Origin of the sequence: Synechococcus sp. A18-25c (assembly GCF_014280035.1) — a bacterium.
Lineage (GTDB): Bacteria > Cyanobacteriota > Cyanobacteriia > PCC-6307 > Cyanobiaceae > Synechococcus_C.
Map to the genome: position 1 here is coordinate 2,277,911 of NZ_CP047957.1, position 15,324 is coordinate 2,293,234.

The window sequence follows — 15,324 nt, forward strand, 5'->3', positions numbered from 1 at the left end:
GCTTCACCGGCCATCAGTCATGGGCAGTCTTCGCTGGCGACGGCTTCTGAGGAACATCCTGCTAGCGACCTTGATGGCCATCGCTCTAATCGCCCATCCGGCCACATCCAGCCCGCAAGGCAATCTCGAAGCACTCCGCGTCCAATTGCGCTGGCTGCCGCAGGCGCAGTTCGCAGGGTTTTACGTGGCCCAGGACCACGAGCTGTTTCGAAAAAAAAGCCTCGACGTGACGCTCGAGCCTGGTGGACCCACCGTCAACGGTCTGCAGCGACTGCTTGATGGCGAGGTGGATGTGGCCGTCGCCTGGTCATCGGATGCGCTGGATCTGCGTCGCCGAGAGGGTGATGTGGTGAACATTGCCCAACTGCTGCAACGGCCTGGAACGATGCTGGTCTGCAATGCCGACTCCGGTGTCACCAGGGCCGATGATCTCGCTGGCAAGCGGGTGGGCACATGGAAAATCGGAGATCAGTTCGATGTTGGGTACTGGCTCAGACGACATGGACTTGACCTACAGGCCGTTGAACTGATCCAGCAACGTCCCGCCGCCCAAGACCTGCTCAATGGCAACGTCGATTGCGCCACCGCCATGAGCTACAACGAGTTTCAGACCATCCTCAACGAGGGAAAACTCAAAACAGATCTGTTCACTGTGCGTTTTGGGCAGGAAGGCAGCGGTTTTCTAGAAGACGGCCTGTACGTACGTGCCGAGGATCTGAACGATGCCCGCAAACGCGATCAGCTCGTGAGGTTGTTGCAGTGCCTGGCCGAGGGATGGCGATACGCCGCTCGCCATCCGGATGAAGCGGTGGCCATCACCGAGCGCTACATGGATGGCAGCGACAAGGAACATCAACGGGCAATGCTCAAGGAGATCCTCCAATTAATGGATCTCGACCGGGGCTTTGGGTTGCTGGATCCAAGGACCTTCGCCCGCAGTGCGGAGATCGTCGGCGAAGGCAGCGGTCAGCCCGCGGCCATCACCCATGCAGCCAAGGACGCCTGGAGCCTCAGCATTTGGAGAGCTTCAGAACTCGGCGGCCCACAGCGAGGACCTCTCGGACCCGCAGGACGACAGACCTTCGCCACATTGGTGGCCTCTCCCTGGTTCTATGGCCTTGATCTGATTGGGACCGCAGCCTTTGCGCTCTCAGGCTTCATCCGAGCGCTGCAACGTCGCTATGACCTTTGGGGTTGTTTCATCCTCACGTTGCTTCCCGCTGTTGGGGGCGGCACGCTTCGCGACCTGTTGATCGGCGGGATGCGCTCGCCGCCGTTCATCTTGAAAGACAACAGCTACCTGCTCGTGGTTGCAGTGGTCGTGGTGGCAGGGTCACTCGTGACCAGCGTCTTGAGCTCAGGCGCGGCTGACAGCAAGGGGTTCAACCAGGTGCTGGGGTTGTGCGACAGCGTTGGTTTGGCCACGTTCACCATTATTGGAGCGCAAGTCGCCTTGGAAGCAGACTTGAACTGGTGGTGGATGGCCATCTGTGCTGCACTGACTTGCGCAGGTGGCGGCATGCTTTTGGATGTCGTGACAGGCCGCGAACCACGCACGTTTCAAGGCGAGCCTTATGAGGAAATTGCAGTGTTCGGCGCCTTGGCGCTGAGCCTGGGGCTTTTGATCGCAGATCGGTTCGAGACGCTGCAATGGCCAGTCCTCGCCGCCATGGTCGTGTGTTGGGGCACGGTCTTCTGCTGCCGTCAATTAGTGGTCCGCCACAATCTGCGCTCATGGCGTCCAGGCCTATGACGACCCCCCAACAACCGCGCGCAAACCTGCACCAATCGGCTCCGATCCTGATTCTCGGTGGAGGGCTGATGGGCCTGGCGATCGCTCATCAACTGGCGCGCCGCGGAGAAGCCGTCACCGTGATCAGCCGGCGACGCAGCGAAGCGGCAGGGTTTGTCGCCGCAGGCATGCTGGCCCCCCATGCCGAAGGCCTGAGCGGCGCCCTGCTGCAGCTCGGACAGCTCAGCCTGGGCCGGGTTCCCAGCTGGGTCGCCCAGATCGAAGCCGACAGCGGTCTGCCCTGTGGTCTGCGCTCCACTGGCATCGTGGTGCCCTTCCGGAGCTCTACGGAACGCGATCAGTACCCAACAGCCGCCTTTGGCGAGTCGCTAGATCGCGCACAACTGCATCAGGAAATCCCAGGCCTGGCCCCGGACTGGGCCGCGGGTTTGCTCTTCAGCCAAGACGGCCAAATTGACAACCGTCGCCAGTTGATGCGGGCTCTGGAAAGCGCCTGTGTGGATCGAGGCGTGCACTTCCAGGAGGGGGTGGAAGTGTTGGAGCTGCTGACCGAGAACCATCAACTCCAAGGGGTTCGCACTCGCAACTCCGAGGGAATGCTCAACACCTTGCGCTGTCGCAAGGCAGTGCTGTGCAGCGGAGCCTGGAGTGCCCAGTTGCTGCCGGAGCTGCCGGTGTTCCCCATCAAGGGGCAAATGCTCTCCCTGCAGACTCCGCGGGGTGCCTTGAGACGAGTGGTGTTTGGCCCCGGCACCTACCTCGTGCCTCGCGAGGACGGGCTCGTCGTGGTCGGAGCCACCTCCGAACGCGATGCCGGATTCAGTGAAGGACTGACCCCCCAGGGACAGACCACCTTGAAAGACGGAATTTCCGGGCTGCTTCCCCAAGCCATTGATTGGCCTCCGATGGAGCGTTGGTGGGGCTTCCGTCCCTGCACACCGGACGAGGGCCCTCTGCTGGGCGACAGTTCGGTCTCGGGTCTTTTTCTGGCCTGCGGACACCATCGCAACGGTGTTCTGATGGCCAGTGCCACAGCCGAACTGATGGCGGATCTTTGTTCTGGCACGCCCATACGAGACGACTTGGCCGCTCTCTTACCGCACTTCCGCTGGAATCGATTCAAGCCAACAAAAACCCCCCAAGACCGTCTGGTCTCAGGGGTTGAGTGCTCATAAGCCTGAAGGAACGATCAGCCTTCGACGCGCCAGCCTTGATCGGAAGGCGTCCACTCGCTCAGCTCGGAGGACTGGAACCACAAACCAATCTCGAACTGGGCTGTTTCAGGAGCATCCGATCCATGGATCACATTGCGGCCGATGTTGACGGCCAGATCACCGCGGATCGTGCCGGGCTCAGCCTCGAGAGGTTTGGTCGCACCGATCAGCTTGCGGGCGCTGGCGATCACACCGTCGCCTTCCCACACCATGGCCACCACAGGGCCGGAGGTAATGAAGTCAACAAGACCAGCAAAGAACGGACGCTCCCGATGCACGCCGTAGTGCTGCTCAGCCAGCTCTCGGCTGGGGGTCAGTTGCTTGAGGCCAACCAACTTGAAACCCTTGCGCTCGAAACGCCCCAGGATCTCGCCCACAAGTCCACGCTGAACACCATCGGGCTTGATGGCGATAAAGGTGCGTTCGGCAGCCATAACATTGGATAAAACCGCCGCTATCGTCCGTGGCCGACGGCCCGATTGGCAAGCCACTTGGTGTCTGTGCACTGTTCGGAACGACAACCCTGCCTAGATTCCTGCTGCGAATGCTCCTGGAGCGCTGAGTGACGCTGATGGCCCGCTCCGGTACAGCCGACACCTGGACCATCCAGGACGGAGCAGATCTCTACGGTCTCGATCGATGGGGTGACACTTACTTCGCGGCCAATTCCCGCGGCCATGTGACGGTGCAGCCCCGCGGGGACCGCGGCGGCAGCATCGATCTGATCGAATTGGTGGAGGGCCTGCAGGCCAGGGATCTCGGCTTACCGCTGTTGATCCGCTTTGACGACATCCTGGAAGATCGTCTCGAGCGGCTGCATGCGGCCTTTGACCGGGCGATCGCGCACTACGGCTATGGCGGCCGATACCAGGGCGTGTTCCCGGTGAAATGCAACCAGCAGCGCCATGTGGTGGAACGACTGGTGGATGCTGGTCAACGCTGGCATTTCGGCCTTGAGGCCGGCAGCAAAGCTGAATTGCTAATTGCCCTGTCGTTGTTGAACGATCCAGAGGCCCTACTGATCTGCAATGGCTACAAGGATCAGCGCTACATCGAGACCGCCATCCTGGCGCGAAGACTCGGTCGACAGCCGGTGGTGGTAATCGAACAACCCGATGAAGTGGAGCGGATCATCGCCGCCAGCCAAGAACTGGGCGCCGCACCGATGATCGGAATCCGGGCTCGGCTCTCGACCCGCAGCACAGGCCGCTGGAGCAGCTCTGTAGGCGACCGGGCCAAATTCGGGCTCTCCATTCCGGAACTGCTCGAAACCACCGAACGGCTGAGCCGTGCCGGACTGCTTAACGATCTGAAGCTGCTGCACTTCCACATCGGCAGCCAGATCAACGACATCGCCGTTCTGAAGGATGCCCTGCAGGAAGCCGGGCAGATCTACGGAGAACTGCACCGCCTTGGTGCGCCGATGGGATACCTCGACGTTGGTGGCGGTCTTGGCATCGACTACGACGGCAGTCGCAGCGCGACCGCAGCCTCCACCAACTACTCCTTGCAGAACTACGCCAACGACGTCGTCGCGACGGTCAAGGAGTGCTGTGAACCCTGTGGCGTGCCGTTGCCCACCCTTGTGAGCGAAAGCGGACGGGCCCTCGCCAGTCACTTCAGTGTGCTGGTGTTCGACATCCTGGGTCTCGGTGGTGCCCCCGACGAGCGTCCGCAACGCAGAGACGACGACCCCCTGATCGTGCGCAATCTACATGACACCCTCGACGGCATCACCGAAGCCAACTTGCAGGAGGCCTGGAATGACGCCATCAAGTTCAAGGAGGATGCACTGAGTGCCTTCCGACTCGGTTACCTAAGCCTCCCCGAGCGGGCACGGGCAGAGCAGCTGGCCTGGGCCTGCGCGCGGCGCATCGTCGAGCTCCTTCCCGCAGATGACAACAGCCCTGACGAGTTACGTCGTCTGCGCGCCAGCCTGGCCAGCACTTACTACGGCAACTTTTCCGTGTTTCGGTCCGCACCGGACACCTGGGCCATTGATCAACTGTTCCCAGTGATGCCCATTCATCGCTTGCATGAACAGCCAGAGCAACTGGGCAGCATTGCTGATCTCACCTGCGATTCCGATGGCAAATTGGCTCGCTTCATTCAAGGCGGGCAAAGCAAATCACTGCTGGAACTGCACACCCCAACTCCGGGACAGCCCTACCTCGTCGGCCTATTCCTGGCCGGCGCCTATCAAGAGGTGATGGGCAACCTCCACAACCTGTTCGGCAGCACCAATGCGGTGCACATCCGCTTAGCACCCGGTGGTGGTTACCAACTCGATCACGTGGTGCGGGGTGACACCAACGCCGATGTTCTCAAGGCCATGGAGCACGACCCCGACCAGATGCTGGAACGGCTGAGGCTTGCGAGCGAAGCGGCGATCCGAGACGGACGGTTGGCCGTGAGCGATGCACGACGGCTGATCAATCATGTGACCAGCAGCCTGCAGCAGATCACTTATCTGCAGGCCTGACGCCTCTAACCCGGCAACAGTCCGCGTTTGATCAGCGGCTGCAAATCAGCAATCCGGAGCTGTCCATTGGTTTCCAAAACAGTGCCGCGGTTGCGCAGCTTGCTGAGGGTGCGAGACGCTGTTTCCCTCGCCAGTCCAGCCAGCAAGGCAATCTCCCGTTGGGCCAGCAGCGGGATCTCCGCCTCAGGATTCTGATCGCGGGAACTTTTGCGGGCGAGATACGCCAAAGCGTCCAACAGGCGCGTGGTGGCATCAGCGCTCTGCAATGCGAAGCGTTGATTGAGATCACGCAGACGAGATGACATTAAGCGCGCCAGGGCAAGAGCAAACGCCGCCTCTTGGCCAAGCAGAGCAGCAAACGGCGTCGAGCGCATCTTGATGAGGTGCAATGGCGTAAGCGCCACCACATCGGCGGAACGTGACGCACCATCGAGAGCAGCCATCTCACCGAACACATCGCCCTGGCCGAGCAAGGACATGATCACTTCATCACCATCGGCGGTGTAGGTGCGCACCTTGGCCACCCCATCGCGGATGAGGAACAGCGACTCACCCCAGTCCTGCTCCATCACGATCACCTGGTCAACCTGGTGGCTTGTCTCTCGATGACGATCCAGCAGCAGGATGAGCTGTTGTTCCGCCAGCTCCGCGAACAGAGGCATAGCCCCGAGATCCTCAGGCGTGAGCGCAGACATGATTCAGATCAGAACGACCACAGTGGCCGAGACCAGCTTGCCGAAAAAATGCAGAACTGGGTCGATGCCGAGCTCACAACGAAGGCATGACTTCGACCCGTTGATGATGGCGTACAGAACAAACTCGGCCAGTTCCTGCAGGAACATGCCAATAAAAAAGGCATCACATCAGCAATCAGATTCAGAACATGACGCTGCTGCAGGAGGCGATGCCTGATCCGGCAGAAGCGGCCAGCATGCATGCAGCGGCAATCCGCCACGCATGGAGGAGAACGAGAACCAACGACCCAACCAGATTCGCGATCGCATGCGAATGCTGCTCAGCACGCATCTCTCCACAGTGCGTCATCAAACGCAGATTGCCCCTCTCGGCAAGGTACTGATCCAACAGGACGCTCCTGCCGAACGGGTGCTGCTGGTGCAAACCGGAGAGTTGAAGGTCGAACGCTGCGAAGCGGGTGGCACCCCGCAGGTGATCGCACGGATTGGTCCCAATGAGTTGGTGGGAGAAATGGCCTTGATCGGCGATCAACACCACAGCGCGACCGTCACGGTGAGTCGCGGTCCAGCCGAAGTCCTGGTGATTGAAGCCAACGATCTGCTGCAGACTGCTATCTATGACAGTGATCTGGTGATGGAACTATTGGCTCTGAGCAGCCGTCGCTGCCGTCAAACCAATCGTCACCTAACCCTGATCCTGGAAGCCCTTGAGGCATTCGAGCAAGGACATCACCCCGCCCTAGAGCGGTGCTGCAACGCATTGGAACGCGGATCGGATCCAACCCTCTCCACCGCAGCCCGGCGGTTGAGGGGGCTGATGCAAGCATCGGAAACACCATGAAAGAGCGAACCGCGCTCCGCTGGATTCGCCGTCATGGCGCGATCCTGCTGCTGAGTGGTGCGGTTGCTGCTGCTGGCGGAATCGGTCGGGATTGGTTAGGGCGTATCGACCTGCGCTTTGCCGGTTGGGTCCAGGAGACGCGGGGCTCCAGGACGCCGCCTAATGATGTTGTGATTCTGGCCATCGACGACTTCAGCCTCCAGCAAGCGGCCAACGCAGACCTAAGCGACGACCCCTTGCTCCAAAGTCTGAGCCAATGGCCCTGGCCAAGACGCGTTCACCAGAGGGTGCTGAATCGTCTAATCGAAGCGGGCGCATCCACCGTTGGATTTGATCTGCTGTTCGAAGCCCCCAGTAGCTACGGGCCCGACGACGACATGGCCTTTGCAAGTGCCTTGAAACGCCATCACGACCAAGTGGCACTGGGGGTGCAAGTGCTAAACGGCCGCGGGCCGGTGGCCAGCATGGCGCTGCTGGATCTGACAGCCACGCTGCAGTCATCCAACAAACCGTTGAACCGCGGCCTCCTGAATGGCTCCCCCGATGAAGACGGCGTCATCCGTCAGCGTCCTGGTGACAGCGCCGTAGAGATTCGCCAACAGTTGAACTCCGCCGTACCCGATGGGTTGGCGGTGACCCTGCTCAAGCTTGGGAATGCCGACGCCGACCTCAGTACACGGTCATCCAATCTCTTGGACCCTTATGGACCCCCTGGAACGATTGCCACTCTCTCGATCTGGGAAATTCTCGACACCAGAGCCTTCACCTCCATCAAAAGCAGTGGTCTGCTCAGCAACGCCACCGTGCTCGTTGGGCCAACAGCGGCCGTGTTTCAAGACCTACATCCAGCGGTCTTCTCCGGTGCCCAGGGCATGCCAGGCGTTGAATTGCTTGCCACCGAACTGGCCAATCGCCTGGAAGATCGATCCCTGCACTGGGTGCCTGCTCCTGCAAGCTGGAATTTCCTGATGGCAGGGCTTGTTCTCGTCGCAGGCATCACTGCATCGAAGCAAGAGCGCCCCTTGCCTCGTCTCAATGTGCTCCTCGCCTCCTCAGCAATTCTCGTCGCGGCAGGAGCCGGACTGGTTGTGTGGGGAGGCCTCTTGCTCCCTCTACTTGGCCCAGCCGCCAGCTTGGCGCTGACAGGAATTGTCTCCAGCGCTGACGCCACGATTCGGCTGCAATGGCAACGACGACGACTACGCCGAACCCTGGGTCGCTATCTCTCCCCAGCAGTCGCCGCAGAGATCGCTGATCAACCCGAGGAAGCCGATGAATTGCTGGGTGGAAAAATGATGGACGTGGTGATCTTGATGAGCGATATCCGTGGCTTCACAGCGTTTACCCAGACCATGACCGAACAGGGCAGGGTGAAAGAACTGGTGGATCGCCTCAACGCCTACTTCAGTGAAGTGGTGGATGCGGTGCATGCCGAAGAAGGCACCGTCGACAAATTCATCGGCGATGCCGCCCTCGCCGTGTTTGGAGCCCCAATCGAAAAATCGAGCAGCACGAACGCGCTCGCTGCGGTGAGAACTGCAATCGAGCTGGAGCAACGCCTTGACGATCTCAATCACGCCTGGGCTGCAGAAGGGCATTCACCCTGGAAACAAGTGGTGATTCTTAGCTATGGCTCGGTGGTGAGCGGAAACATCGGTAGCACCAGTCGCATGGACTACACCGTGATTGGTGATGCGGTGAACATGGCCAGCCGCTTAGAGACTATTGCCAAGCAGTGCGATCAAGGAATTGTGATGAGCGCTGCGGTGGCCAAACATCTTCCTGGTGACTGGCCCCTGCTGGACTTGGGAACATTTCCGATCCGCGGCCAGGGTGAGCAACGAGTGTTCGCACTACAAACTGACACCAACAAGGACACCCACCCGGCCATAGATCAGTAACAACCGTCTGTGTCCGACGGTTGATGGCTGTGTTCAAGAAGCTGCTAGCCATCGCTTGTGCGGCAAGTCTGTTGCCTTCGGCAGCAACAGCAGCTCCGTTCGATAGCGCCACGATTCGACGAATCATCGATGGCCGCGAAGTGTTCATCGACCAGCAAGAGGCGTCGGTCGATGACACGGCGGATCGAGGGCAAGAACTCAGCACCGGCAGCAGCCGCGCCGAAGTGCTCTTTGATCGGCGAGCACTCGGATTCTTAGGCACCAACAGCTTAATCCGCCTCGGAGAAGACTGTTTTCGCCTAGATCGCGGCCAGGTCTTGGTCAACGGTCCCCAAAACAGCTGCCTGGGCACCAAGGTGCTGGGGATCCGCGGCACCACGTATGTGTTGAGTGTGCAAGATGACGGGAACTACGGACTCGCCGTTCTAAGCGGTCAAGCCAGCGTAGGGAGTGGCGTTGAAGCGACCGATGACGAGAACAGCCCAGACATCCTCTCGATGTACCCCACGCTGAATCCGGTGATCGGCTTCGGATCAAGTGCCTGGGGCAGCAACAGTTCAGGCACGACCCTCGGCGAAGCCGCTGGACTGATCCTCGGAGACGCCTCCTTTTTCGTGCCTCTCAGCCAAAGCCTCGGCAGCAACCTTCTCTACAGCTACACAACCGCTAGCAGCAATTTCGATGGCGCCTGGGGAGCCAGCACCGAACTGGGATACAAGTGGTTCAATCCTGATGACCGCAGCATCAGCTCCCTGTTAGTGGGCTACGACGGTTGGGACGGAACAGGCTGTTTCCACTCGCAACTCGCGGTAGGTGGCCTTTGGCAGAAAGAACGCTGGCAATTCGGCATCACCGGAGGCATTCCACTCGATCAATGCGACAACAACCTGGGATTTGCGATCGGTCAGGTAGGCATACCTGTGGCTGATGTGGGGGATCAATCCATCACCTTGTCACTCGCTCCCTACGTGCTCCACGGAATCGGCAATTCCTATGGCGGTGGACGCGTTGGCCTGAATGTGCCCATCGGCGATCAGGTGACGGTCGCTGCCTATGGCCAATACGACGAACTGCTCGACACCGTCGTGGGGGGACAAATCAGTTACCGCTTCTCTACCAATGGCAGCTTTGTCAACGACCCGAATCTCCGGCCGCAGTCGCCTGGATCACCAATGCCATGGCAATCCGGCGAATTCAACACCGGAAGACCCATGCAGTTTGCCCTGAATCAGGGCAAGACATCTGAGCCTGCTCAACCAGCTCTGAAAGAAGCAAGTGTCGCCAGCAGAACCGTGCATCAATTAGTCAGCGATGCAGACAGTGTTGTTCGCCTAAAGGCTGGGGAAGAAGCCACCTTCAGCCCAGACGGCGTGCTGTTGAGCCGCCAATTGATCAGCAAGGAACGTTTCTCACAACTGATCATCGAGACGATGAGTGGGCAGAACCTTCTGCCTGAAAGCCATGTGATCAATTTGATTTACCAGGAGCTGTATGGACTTCCCGACCGCACGTTGCTCTCCATCCTGGGCTCTGACTGGCTGATTGCAGCACGAACGCCCTATCCACGGCTGCGGGGCGCGAACAATCTGGTGGTGCCCGACAACAAACTTCCGAAGGAGGACGAAGAAGAAGACGACTTAGAACCAGAGAAAGAAGAAGAAGAGGAAGGAGAGGAAGAAGAGGAAGAAGAAGAAAAAGAAGACGACAACAACGACGCCGAAACGGAGCCTGAACCAGAACCAGAGCCTGAACCAGAGCCTGAACCAGAGCCTGAACCTGAACCTGAACCTGAACCAGAGCCATTGCCAGAGCCCATCGTCTTGACTTACGTCTGCCGCGCCTTAGGAGGTAATCCTGATTTCCCTTATTACACCGGTGGAATGATCGGAGGGCCCCTGAGTCAAGCGGTTCGCTTCCAAACAACCTCACGATCCGAAGCGTCTTGCAGCGGTAAAGGTGCTGGATCCAGCGGGATGGAACCGACCACTCCCCAGTTCCTTTGATGGATCCAGAGCGAATCACACCATCAGATTGGAGTCCTCCGCTCAAAGACCGTGCAGCTCAAACTTCAAGAACGCCTCCAAAGCCTGAGGTTGCTCGCCAGCCTCGCCACATTTTTGAAAAATCCGGGCTCGCTTGACAGCGTGTTTGCTGTCGCCAACAGCGTGAAGGACAGCCCCCTGGCTGAGCAGATGAAGCGGCACCTGCTCATACACCCCCAGTTCAGTGCACTGGTAAAAGAGGGTTGGCGACCAAAGGCAATCGACCTGACCGAGTTGCAAAAACTTCCAGACGGCACTCTCGGACGCTGTTACGCCGATCAACTGATCAGCCAAGGCATCACGCCGAACGCGCTGATCGACCCCTCACCAGTCAGCAATGACGCGGAATACATCACCCACAGGCTTCGGGAAACACACGACATCATCCATGTGCTCACGGGCTTCGGAATCGACGGCGATAGCGAGCTTGGCTTGCAAGGCTTCAACCTCGCTCAGACACGCTCCCCTTTAGCCGTCATGTTGATCTTTGGTGGGATGTTGGCGGCTCTTCAGGACGATGAGCCACTGGCTCCGATGCTGCGCGCAATGGCACGTGGATTTCAGTTGGGCCTCGATGCCGATCTGGTGATCGCGCACAAGCTTGAGGAAGGGTGGGACAGGCCACTGCAGGACTGGCGTCAGGAGCTGAGACTTGCGGTGAACAGTGGCACGTAAACAGAACTTGGGGAAGTCAGCGACCCCACAGCGGGAGGCTCACGGGACAACAACACTCGACCAATGTGGGCGGGTCAACCACAGTTGCAGGCACTGCGCAAACGTGCATCAGGGAAAGAAAGTGCACGCCCTTTCCGTGATGGGGGAGGGGTGAAAGAACTGCTGACCATCCCCTGAACAGAGCTGGTGCAACACATGCTGTTCGAGACGAATTCTGTAGCCGTGATGTTGGTGTTGATGAGTGAGCGGTGACGCCGGAGCAACCGTGCGATAAGCCTGCTGCCATGTGGCATTAGTGCCACCCATCATGACCAGGGGGAACGGCAGCATTACGGAAGCGAACAACTGAGCAGTCGGCACAGTTGCTAAACAGAAGCAAGTCGCCAGCAAAAGCGACTTCACCAGCAACAACGAATTCGATAAAAAGAGACAACAGCGACTGCAGTCAAAACACAGCCCGATCCTCGCAATGCCCTTAATGTTTAGGGGAGCGTGGAGTGTCGATGGACCGGAACGATCTGATCACAACGCTTCAGAATGAAGCAAACCTGAAGGATTGCTTCAACAAGGAAGACATTGCCATCCTGGCGCAACACATGTCGGTCAAAACCTTTGACGATAATGCAATCTTGATGCGCAAAGACGAGCCCGCCGACTGCATGGCTTTCTTAGTCAGTGGAAGGGTACAAATCATCGAAGATGAACGGCAGATTGCACTCCTGACACCCGGTGACTGCTTCGGCGAAAGCATGTTTTCAGAAGAAGCCACGCAGGTAGCAAGCGTTCAAGCACTGGAGACCACCAAAGTCGGCTGGTTCACCATCCACGACTTCCATGACTTGCTGGAAACCAAGCAAAGACTGGCACTGCAATTCAGAGAAGTCTTCAAGGCTGTCGGACGAGCACGCACTGAGCAGCATGCCGCTGAAACCTACACCGACAAGCGCAAATACTTAGCCCTCATTGCCCACAACAATATGAAAGAAAGCCTGATGGAATTCTGCAACATTCACACCCACAAACTGGAACAATTCCCTTTGATTGCAACAGGAACAACCGGCAGCATGTTATTCAAAAAAACAGGTATGTGCCTTAGCCGAAAAGTCGCTTCTGGACCACTGGGTGGAGACCAAGCTGTTGGCACCCTGATTTCGACACAGAACATCATCGGCGTCATCTTTTTCCGAGATCCACTCTCCTCACACCCTCATCACGCCGACATCGAAGCTCTTGGACGACTCTGCGACGTCTACCAAATCCCCTTAGCAACGAACCCTCAGAGCGGAGAGGCCATTCTTGATTATCTGCTCTCCGGAAAAGCTGATCATCAGCCCCTCCCGAATCGCGTATTGGAGTCCTACGTAAAAGGGCAAAAGAAGGTGGTCGAAGCAGGCTGAAAGTCGGACACAATCAGGTCTGTTACCGTAGCTCGGTCGTGCCAATGGAAAATTCAGCGCAGGCTAATCCTAGACACAATAGTCAATCTCCCTACAAGATTATTCCGATCAGCATCAAATACTTAGACCCCAGCTACCGCATTCGAAGCGTCGCAAAAAAGACCGCTGACACAGTTTTATGCCATCTCCTAGCAGAATACGCCGTGCATGCAGGAATGAGTGGCAAAACCAACCACGTTGTTGGATACTGGATCAATCTCTTTAAAAATGTGCGAATCATACTTGCAACAGATGATAGAAGAATGGTCGACCTGGAGGGCGCGCCATGGAGAAGAATGATGAGTGCTACACGTCAAGACAACTGAGCAAAGCAGACGTCTGACAAAGATGATCGATCGACAATTTGAAGACTTGAAAAACCGATAACACACACCAGAAACCAAAACCCATCTTCGGACGTCGGAAGCAATCGCGGATGGTAAAAGTCCAGAAATTGAATACAACTTTTTGCGCTAGAGCACTCAGATCACCAACGATGAGATAACGTCAAGCAAGGAAGTCGCTGAGCAGCCCTTGTTGAGGTAACAAAAAGCTTTGCTATTCTTGGCCAGGCCGGTCACACAAGACCAAAGACAATCTGCAACACCAGAAAGCAAGTAAATCCTCGTGTTTCCTCTCTTCGCCCAACTGGTAGCTCCTCCAATCCAACCAGGGCCAGCAAGACTCCCTGAGAGGCAGAGCCCTGCGGCAAACGACGACGCGGTACAACTCGAGATAGAGAATGAGGCAGGTGAACAAAATGAAGGTGAGTTCAATCTGCAAATAAATAGACAATCCATTGAGATCGAAGGTTCATCCCCGTACAACAGGAAAAGAACACAAGAAATCCTTCGAGACTGCGAATTATCAGTCGACTCGAGTCGCAAAAATAGCTGCGTCAATCAACTCAATGCTCAGCTACAAAAAGACGGATATATCAATACACGCGTCGTTGCCGAAGAACTGAATGGCCAAACCAAGTTAATTATCATCCCCGGCAGGTTGGTTGAGATCAATGTCACCTCAAAAAATAAGGGGCTCACCTCAGAGATCGAAAATGAATTAGCGCCGTTGCTTGATCAAAGCTTTAACATTATCCAAATCAAAAATGCACTGCTGGACCTTGAACGGCAAGGAATCGCCAGCCGCATTTCAGGAAGTATTGGAAAGCTAGGAAGCAATCCAACCAAAGCGACACTCAACATCACAGCAGAAGTGATCCCCAAACCATGGAAAGGGTTAACATCACTTCGAAATGATGGCAATGCGGGAAGCGGACAATGGAGAGGAATTGCAATCCTGCAAAAACCCGATTTGCTGACTCGAGGAGATCAATTTCAGTTTTATGGGGAACTGAATGTTGATAACGATCCTGAACTTGGAGCAGGAATCGGGTCGATCAGTTACACCTACCCACTGACACGCAGATGGAGTGTGACAGGATCACTTGGAGCAAGCAGACGCTATTTGGTGGAATATCCAAAACCATTTCGTGATTTAAGTTTTAGGCAGTATCAAGGGCTAATCCAAACTGACTGGACATTTCTGCAGACAACGTCCACAAACACATATGCATTTTTTGGAGTCAGTTCCAACCACAATAATAGCTACTATAAGAATGAGCCTTTTCCCGTGATCGCTGGTGGTGGCATCGATGGAGACTTAACAAGCGGATATGCTCGATTCGGAATTGGACATCTTGGAGCAAAAAATTCTCTGTCATGGTCAGGTCAGATTTACGGACTACAAGGCATCAATTCCTTCAGTAGCCCTGATGAACTGAAAAACCTCAACGCGCTGGGAATCCATCCAAATAACGCAATGGCTATCGGCGTCTACACAACTGGGCTCTGGGCAATTAACAACACGTTGATCGCAAAAGCTGTGGCTGGCGGACAATATGCTTTCAATCCTTTAACGAGCAGCATGGGGTTTGGTGTTGGAAGCGACAATGGATTGAGAGGATTACCAGGGACATTAATTAGTGGTGATAACGGATGGCTTGGCAATTTAGAATTGGAGTGGTCGTTTCTCAAATTAAAGAACAACCAGTTCAAGCTTGTACCTTTCGGAGGCGCAGGTGGGATTACAACAACACGACTGGGCAGCACTTTCAACGACACCGTTGGGTCCTATGGGGTATTGATGAGATGGCAACATAGAAATCAATTAATCATAGATTTAGGCTGGGCCAATCAATTCAATACAGACGACAATACAGGATTATGGAATGATTGGATTATTGGAAATGGTATTTATTCAAAAGTGACAATCCAATTTTAAGC

At 56.6% G+C, this 15,324-nt stretch carries 13 protein-coding genes; 10 read left to right on the forward strand and 3 right to left on the reverse strand.

The features are described 5' to 3' along the window. Positions 1 to 19 precede the first annotated feature (19 nt). Positions 20 to 1,753 (forward strand): TRIC cation channel family protein, encoded by a 1,734-nt coding sequence (locus SynA1825c_RS12455; protein ID WP_186469577.1) that lies wholly within the window; start codon positions 20 to 22, stop codon positions 1,751 to 1,753. Then, complete coding sequence (gene thiO, locus SynA1825c_RS12460; protein ID WP_186469578.1) at positions 1,750 to 2,928, forward strand: glycine oxidase ThiO; 1,179 nt, start codon at positions 1,750 to 1,752, stop codon at positions 2,926 to 2,928. Before SynA1825c_RS12455 ends, thiO begins: the two co-directional genes overlap by 4 nt. A gap of 14 nt (positions 2,929 to 2,942) precedes the next feature. On the opposite strand, the gene ndk is transcribed toward thiO, so the two are convergent. Continuing rightward, on the reverse strand, positions 2,943 to 3,401 hold the full coding sequence (gene ndk, locus SynA1825c_RS12465; RefSeq protein WP_186469579.1) for a nucleoside-diphosphate kinase: 459 nt from the start codon (positions 3,399 to 3,401) through the stop codon (positions 2,943 to 2,945). A 137-nt stretch (positions 3,402 to 3,538) separates the two neighbouring features. Between ndk and speA the strand changes: the two genes are divergently transcribed. Continuing rightward, on the forward strand, positions 3,539 to 5,449 hold the full coding sequence (speA, locus tag SynA1825c_RS12470; protein ID WP_186469580.1) for a biosynthetic arginine decarboxylase: 1,911 nt from the start codon (positions 3,539 to 3,541) through the stop codon (positions 5,447 to 5,449). Positions 5,450 to 5,454: 5 nt separating this feature from the next. On the opposite strand, the gene SynA1825c_RS12475 is transcribed toward speA, so the two are convergent. Both SynA1825c_RS12475 and SynA1825c_RS13555 read right to left on the reverse strand, forming a co-directional pair. Continuing rightward, positions 5,455 to 6,144 carry a Crp/Fnr family transcriptional regulator gene (locus SynA1825c_RS12475; RefSeq protein ID WP_186469581.1) on the reverse strand — a complete coding sequence of 230 codons (690 nt, stop codon included), beginning with the start codon at positions 6,142 to 6,144 and terminating at the stop codon, positions 5,455 to 5,457. A gap of 3 nt (positions 6,145 to 6,147) precedes the next feature. Continuing rightward, the gene (locus SynA1825c_RS13555) at positions 6,148 to 6,291 is read right to left on the reverse strand and encodes a hypothetical protein (RefSeq protein ID WP_222930008.1); all 144 of its coding nucleotides are present in this window, start codon (positions 6,289 to 6,291) and stop codon (positions 6,148 to 6,150) included. A 115-nt stretch (positions 6,292 to 6,406) separates the two neighbouring features. Here SynA1825c_RS13555 and SynA1825c_RS12480 point away from each other — a divergent pair, with 115 nt between their 5' ends. The 7 genes from SynA1825c_RS12480 (at position 6,407) to SynA1825c_RS12510 (ending at position 15,322) form a co-directional block, all read left to right on the forward strand. After that, complete coding sequence (locus tag SynA1825c_RS12480) at positions 6,407 to 6,985, forward strand: Crp/Fnr family transcriptional regulator (protein WP_186469582.1); 579 nt, start codon at positions 6,407 to 6,409, stop codon at positions 6,983 to 6,985. Beyond that, complete coding sequence (locus SynA1825c_RS12485; protein WP_186469583.1) at positions 6,982 to 8,886, forward strand: CHASE2 domain-containing protein; 1,905 nt, start codon at positions 6,982 to 6,984, stop codon at positions 8,884 to 8,886. The genes SynA1825c_RS12480 and SynA1825c_RS12485 overlap by 4 nt, the downstream gene beginning before the upstream one ends. A 23-nt stretch (positions 8,887 to 8,909) precedes the next feature. Then, positions 8,910 to 10,889 (forward strand): hypothetical protein, encoded by a 1,980-nt coding sequence (locus tag SynA1825c_RS12490; protein WP_186469584.1) that lies wholly within the window; start codon positions 8,910 to 8,912, stop codon positions 10,887 to 10,889. Between the two features lie 51 nt (positions 10,890 to 10,940). Further along, complete coding sequence (locus SynA1825c_RS12495) at positions 10,941 to 11,603, forward strand: Coq4 family protein (RefSeq protein WP_186469585.1); 663 nt, start codon at positions 10,941 to 10,943, stop codon at positions 11,601 to 11,603. Between the two features lie 503 nt (positions 11,604 to 12,106). Continuing rightward, positions 12,107 to 13,000: a methylglyoxal synthase gene (locus SynA1825c_RS12500; protein WP_222930010.1), complete on the forward strand. Its 894-nt coding sequence runs from the start codon at positions 12,107 to 12,109 to the stop codon at positions 12,998 to 13,000. 44 nt (positions 13,001 to 13,044) lie between these two features. After that, positions 13,045 to 13,365, forward strand: coding sequence for a hypothetical protein (locus SynA1825c_RS12505; protein ID WP_186469586.1), 321 nt, complete (start codon positions 13,045 to 13,047; stop codon positions 13,363 to 13,365). Positions 13,366 to 13,666: 301 nt separating this feature from the next. Then, positions 13,667 to 15,322 (forward strand): ShlB/FhaC/HecB family hemolysin secretion/activation protein, encoded by a 1,656-nt coding sequence (locus SynA1825c_RS12510; protein ID WP_186469587.1) that lies wholly within the window; start codon positions 13,667 to 13,669, stop codon positions 15,320 to 15,322. The last annotated feature ends 2 nt before the right edge of the window (positions 15,323 to 15,324 follow it).

Coding starts and splice junctions, on each gene's coding strand:
- ndk (WP_186469579.1), bottom strand. CDS start 3,401: ATGGCTGCCGAACGCACCTTTATCGCCATCAAGCCCGATGGTGTTCAG.
- SynA1825c_RS12490 (WP_186469584.1), top strand. CDS start 8,910: ATGGCTGTGTTCAAGAAGCTGCTAGCCATCGCTTGTGCGGCAAGTCTG.
- SynA1825c_RS13555 (WP_222930008.1), bottom strand. CDS start 6,291: ATGTTCCTGCAGGAACTGGCCGAGTTTGTTCTGTACGCCATCATCAAC.
- SynA1825c_RS12485 (WP_186469583.1), top strand. CDS start 6,982: ATGAAAGAGCGAACCGCGCTCCGCTGGATTCGCCGTCATGGCGCGATC.
- SynA1825c_RS12505 (WP_186469586.1), top strand. CDS start 13,045: ATGGAAAATTCAGCGCAGGCTAATCCTAGACACAATAGTCAATCTCCC.
- thiO (WP_186469578.1), top strand. CDS start 1,750: ATGACGACCCCCCAACAACCGCGCGCAAACCTGCACCAATCGGCTCCG.
- SynA1825c_RS12455 (WP_186469577.1), top strand. CDS start 20: ATGGGCAGTCTTCGCTGGCGACGGCTTCTGAGGAACATCCTGCTAGCG.
- SynA1825c_RS12500 (WP_222930010.1), top strand. CDS start 12,107: ATGGACCGGAACGATCTGATCACAACGCTTCAGAATGAAGCAAACCTG.
- speA (WP_186469580.1), top strand. CDS start 3,539: ATGGCCCGCTCCGGTACAGCCGACACCTGGACCATCCAGGACGGAGCA.
- SynA1825c_RS12480 (WP_186469582.1), top strand. CDS start 6,407: ATGGAGGAGAACGAGAACCAACGACCCAACCAGATTCGCGATCGCATG.
- SynA1825c_RS12475 (WP_186469581.1), bottom strand. CDS start 6,144: ATGTCTGCGCTCACGCCTGAGGATCTCGGGGCTATGCCTCTGTTCGCG.